Origin of the sequence: Streptomyces sp. NPDC057565 (assembly GCF_042801455.1) — a bacterium.
Lineage (GTDB): Bacteria > Actinomycetota > Actinomycetes > Streptomycetales > Streptomycetaceae > Streptomyces > Streptomyces yanii.
In genome coordinates, this window is record NZ_JBHVFU010000147.1 from 1 (window position 1) to 4,203 (window position 4,203).

At 65.8% G+C, this 4,203-nt stretch carries 4 protein-coding genes; 3 read left to right on the top strand and 1 reads right to left on the bottom strand.

Annotated features, from left to right (window positions below; all coding sequences use genetic code 11):
* Nucleotides 1-192 precede the first annotated feature (192 nt).
* Together ACFU8W_RS52090 and ACFU8W_RS52095 are read left to right on the top strand one after the other, a co-directional pair.
* Complete coding sequence (locus tag ACFU8W_RS52090; RefSeq protein ID WP_384052866.1) at nucleotides 193-363, top strand: hypothetical protein; 171 nt, start codon at nucleotides 193-195, stop codon at nucleotides 361-363.
* Nucleotides 364-657: 294 nt separating this feature from the next.
* Nucleotides 658-1,350 (top strand): YceI family protein, encoded by a 693-nt coding sequence (locus ACFU8W_RS52095; RefSeq protein ID WP_384052868.1) that lies wholly within the window; start codon nucleotides 658-660, stop codon nucleotides 1,348-1,350.
* Here ACFU8W_RS52095 and ACFU8W_RS52100 read toward each other — a convergent pair.
* Entirely contained in the window at nucleotides 1,329-2,495 is a 1,167-nt protein-coding gene (locus tag ACFU8W_RS52100; protein WP_384052870.1) for an FAD-dependent monooxygenase, read from the bottom strand. The genes ACFU8W_RS52095 and ACFU8W_RS52100 overlap by 22 nt on opposite strands.
* Before the next feature lie 578 nt (nucleotides 2,496-3,073).
* Between ACFU8W_RS52100 and ACFU8W_RS52105 the strand changes: the two genes are divergently transcribed.
* The gene (locus tag ACFU8W_RS52105) at nucleotides 3,074-3,358 is read left to right on the top strand and encodes a hypothetical protein (protein ID WP_384052872.1); all 285 of its coding nucleotides are present in this window, start codon (nucleotides 3,074-3,076) and stop codon (nucleotides 3,356-3,358) included.
* The last annotated feature ends 845 nt before the right edge of the window (nucleotides 3,359-4,203 follow it).

The following is a 4,203-nucleotide window of genomic DNA, read 5'->3' on the forward strand; positions in this document are numbered from 1 at the left end:
CCCTCGACTACCGACTCTCGAACAGGCACGTCATCACTCATGACAGCCACACTGCCACCCGACCACCTTGACCAAAGACATAGGGGCACCCCCCCAGGGCTGACGCCATCCGTCGGGGCAGGGGCCGGAATCCCCAGCCCCTGCCCCGGCGCCCTTACCGTGCCTCGCGCAGCGAGGAGGGGTGAGGAAGACATGAAGCTGAACCCGGTGTTCGACACCCCTGGCACCCCGGCCGAGCGCTGGGAGCGCGCCGGCCTCCTCTTTGAGGCCAGGGACTACATCACCACGGCCCAGCTCCTCGACGGTCTGGTACGCGAGTTCCCCGAGCAGAACGCCACCCGGCTGCTGCTCGCCCGGCCATGAACTTCGGCGGCCCTGACGACTACCTGCGTGACCGCGGCGACCTGCGCACCCTGCTCAAGCGGCACGTCGGGCTGGACATCACCGAGGCGCAGCGGGCCCGCTGGGTGGAGCTGACGACCGCTTCCGCCCGCGAGACCCACATACCGGAGACGTGCGTCTCGATCTTCGCGAACTACCTCCTGGGCACGTCCCGGACCACCGCCCAGGTATCGCACCTCACCCCCGAGCAGGCCCGCGACTCGCTCGGCGCCTGGCACCACCTCTCGTACGACACGAACCGAAGGGACCCCGGTCGTGGACTGGAAGATCGACCCCGCCCACTCCTCTGTGGAATTCTCCGTCCGCTGCCTCGTCTCCACCGTCCACGCCCGCTTCACCGGCCTGCGCGGCCCGGTCGCCCTCAGCGATGCCATGGAGGGCGAGAAGCCCGAACTCCTCGGCTTCGAAGCCACGTTCGATGCCGGCAGCTTCGGCTCCGGCAACTCCCTACGCAACCAGCACATCAAGGGTCCCGACTTCCTCGACACCGCCACCCACCCCGGGGCGACCGTCCGCGTGGTGTCGCTGGTCAAGGACGTCGCCGACCAGTACCTGATGACGGTGGAGCTCACACTGCACGGCCACACCCGCACCGTCGACCTGGTCACCGACACCGCCGGCCCCGTCAAGGACGCCTTCGGCGTGCTGCGCGCCGGAGCCACCGCCACCGGCCGCCTCAAGCGCAGCGACTTCGGCGTCACCGCCTACCAGGGCTTCATCTCCGACGACGTCGCGTTCACCGTCAACGTCCAGGCCGTGCCGGCCTGCGTACCGGACGACCAGCTCCCGCCGTCCGGGACTGCGCCTCCACACCGTCGCCCGTGCCTTGGAGCGAACCGCTTCTACCAGGCCCCGCATTTGCCGCATGCGCCGTACTGGTCCTTATCCTCACGGTGTGCGTGCTCCTGCCCGGCCTCGGGACATGGTCATTCCGAGTCGAAGAACTGACGGCCGTTCGCCACTCCGAGCGAGGATGTCACCGCCAACTCGATTCCGATCTCCGACAGCCTGGCCAAGTGTGCCAGCCGCCGGACCTCCCATTCTTCGAGGCCCCGGGCGGGAAGCGCCTTCGAGGGCGTCCACCCGTTCATCGCTGCGGCGAGGCCGGCAGCGTCACCGAACGCTTTGGATGTTCCTGAAGCAGTGTGCGGCCGGACCGTTCCCGCAGCATCCCCTATCAAGGCCGCATGATCGGCCACCATGCGGTAGGGAGGGAGGTCGAATACCGGTTGCATGAAGACCTCCGACAGCCGAACAAGTCTGGCGAACTGTGGTGGCAAGGAGGAATCCGCCTGGGCATCGACCTCCTCAACCGTCCCAGGCATCAGCTCCCCTGACGGCAGGAAATGCGCGAAGTGCTTTCCGGAGCGCCCCGTCATGAGCCTCGAAAGATTACGCTCGGCAACATTCACATACCACACCCAATTGACCCGCTGCAGCCCTTCCTCCAGCTCACCGTTGGGCCCTGGAACCAGATAGCAAAGCATCTGCATGCCATGCGAACCGAAGAATGTGAATCGACCCGAAAGAAGCTCCAGCAAGTCGTCCGGCACCCGGGATTCGGACTCCAGTCCACGCCAGGCCACGTAGCCCGCGTACGCGGGACAAGCAGCGGGGTCGATAAGTCTTCGCGTGGTCGATCCGATTCCGTCGGCACCGACGAGGAAGTTGCCACGCACGGTGTACCCGTCGGAGAACTCAGCCGTGACGTCATGGCCTTCCACCCGCACACGGGCGAGCGAGCTGTCCAGGCGGTAGCACACCTCGGTGAGCGGATCGCGAAGCGCGCGGTAGAGGGTGTCCCAGGAAGTCATCAGCTGCGGGGCTTCGTAGCGCTCGGCCTTGCCGTGGATGTGGAGTTGCTGGCGTTCGTGCAGGGGGACGCTCACGGATCGCGCGGACGATCCCAGCCGCTCCAGCAGCATCTCGACCTCAGGCTGCATGACGATCCCGGCCCCGCGGGGCTCGGTCCGGCCGGCTGACCGTTCGTAGACAGCGACGTCCGCACCAGCGGATCCCAGTTCGTGCGCTGCCGCCAAACCTCCGACGGATCCACCGATGATCAGTGCCTTGAAGGCGTTCCTCTCACCCATCGTGATACTCCACTGTTCCGCGGGCGGGGTCCACACCATTGATCGTCGCATCTGCGGCGGACCGAGGCCACGGCGCGGCCAGGGCATCTCGTCCTCCCTGGAGGGGAAGCGACGAGCGAAGGCGACCGCCTCCTCGACGGAGTGCCCGGCATCCATAAGGCGCAGCGCTAGAGCGCCCGGGTCGATCCACGCGGCGCCCCGCGTCGGCCACGCCCAGTCAACGAGCCGGGCCCGTCCCCCTGTGATGAGGACGTTGTCGGGGGCAAAGTCCGTATGCAGCAGGGTGTCGCCTGCGAAGTACCGCGCGGTGCCCTCCGGCGCGTACGGAGTCCACCGCTCCTCAGCCTGTTTGATCTCGACGTCGGCCGGTGCGGAGATGCCCTGAAGCTCGGTGAGCGCCGCCGCTACCAGTGGCAGGTCCGGCGAGCCGGGCGCGTAGTCGGCGTGACGGTCGTCGACCCCCTCGTAGCCGAGGAGACTCCATCCGTCCAGCTCCAGGTGCCAGTACAGACGCGGGCAGGTGCGGGGCCACCGCCGCCTCACGGCGCTACGCACCGACCTGGGGATGGTCGGCCGGGATGCCGCTTTACGAAGACGCTGCCGCTCTCCGTCTCCAGGACGGAGGCGATGCCGGAGTTCATGCCGCCGCGCACGGTCACCACCTGGTGCACGGCGCCGGTCTTGTCGGCGACGATCTGGCGGATGTCTGCGGGAAGCTGCTCGAATGGAAAACACGGGAAGAGCAGCCGAAGCATGAGAAAATATACGCGAAGTCGCTGCAGGATCTGGGGCCTGTGCCGTACGGGAGACGCTGCCCGAAGTATGTTGGTTCGAACTGGGGTCGTCGCCAGAGACCCAGCTGAACGAGACGGGCCAGCCGCGGACCGGGCCGAACGAGACGATAGTTGCCAACGCCCATGTAGTCCTACGTGAATCGTCCCCGTCGATTCATAACGGGCGTGGGCCTCTGAAGCCCCAGCTGCGCCGCTTATGGGACATTCCACTTCTCCTACGCCATTGGACTGATGAACATGAAGACAACCTTGCGGAACATCAGTTTCGCCGCGGCAGCCTACTTCTGCTTGGAGGCTGGCATATTGCTCACATCAGCGAGTGGCTCCGTTGCCTCACCGCAGAATTCCCAAGTTTCACCGTCGGAACTTAAGTGCTACACGACCATCAGCAATCCAGACGCAATCGTGTGCTATCGGGTTTCGAAGCGGGCCCTGAACAGGGGCGGCCAAATTACGTTCCTCCCCTTCCTCATTCAGGTGCCCACACCTTCGAATCACCCACCTCCGATCGTCGTGAATGTTTTGCCGTCGCCCCTGCCCGATCCGCCTCCAGGGCAACTTCGACGCGAATCCTCCAGTGGCACCGAATTCTCACCCCAGCCTCCGGCTGGCTGAGATCGCCTTCACCGGGGTACCGCCGGGCTCCCCGCAGACTGCCGAGCGGTGCCCTCATCCTTCGGGATGGCCATCAGGCAGATGTTGCCATGCCGAATCCATACGTACCGTGGGTGTCGTCGGAGGCGAGCTCGTAGCCCTCCCAGTGCTTGTCCCGGCTGGGCGGCTGATTCAGCTTCACCTGATTTCTCCCAGGATGCTCTGGCCTTCAGGACTCTGCTGAGGAATGCGTGATTCGAGCAGGACTGGGTCGTTGTTCCTCCGTGACTGTTGTGGTTATGGGCGGGAGGGCCGAGAGG

Excerpts from the sequence above, each read along its gene's own strand:
- ACFU8W_RS52105 (WP_384052872.1), top strand. The coding sequence starts at position 3,074 with ATGCCGCTTTACGAAGACGCTGCCGCTCTCCGTCTCCAGGACGGAGGC.
- ACFU8W_RS52090 (WP_384052866.1), top strand. The coding sequence starts at position 193 with ATGAAGCTGAACCCGGTGTTCGACACCCCTGGCACCCCGGCCGAGCGC.
- ACFU8W_RS52100 (WP_384052870.1), bottom strand. The coding sequence starts at position 2,495 with ATGGGTGAGAGGAACGCCTTCAAGGCACTGATCATCGGTGGATCCGTC.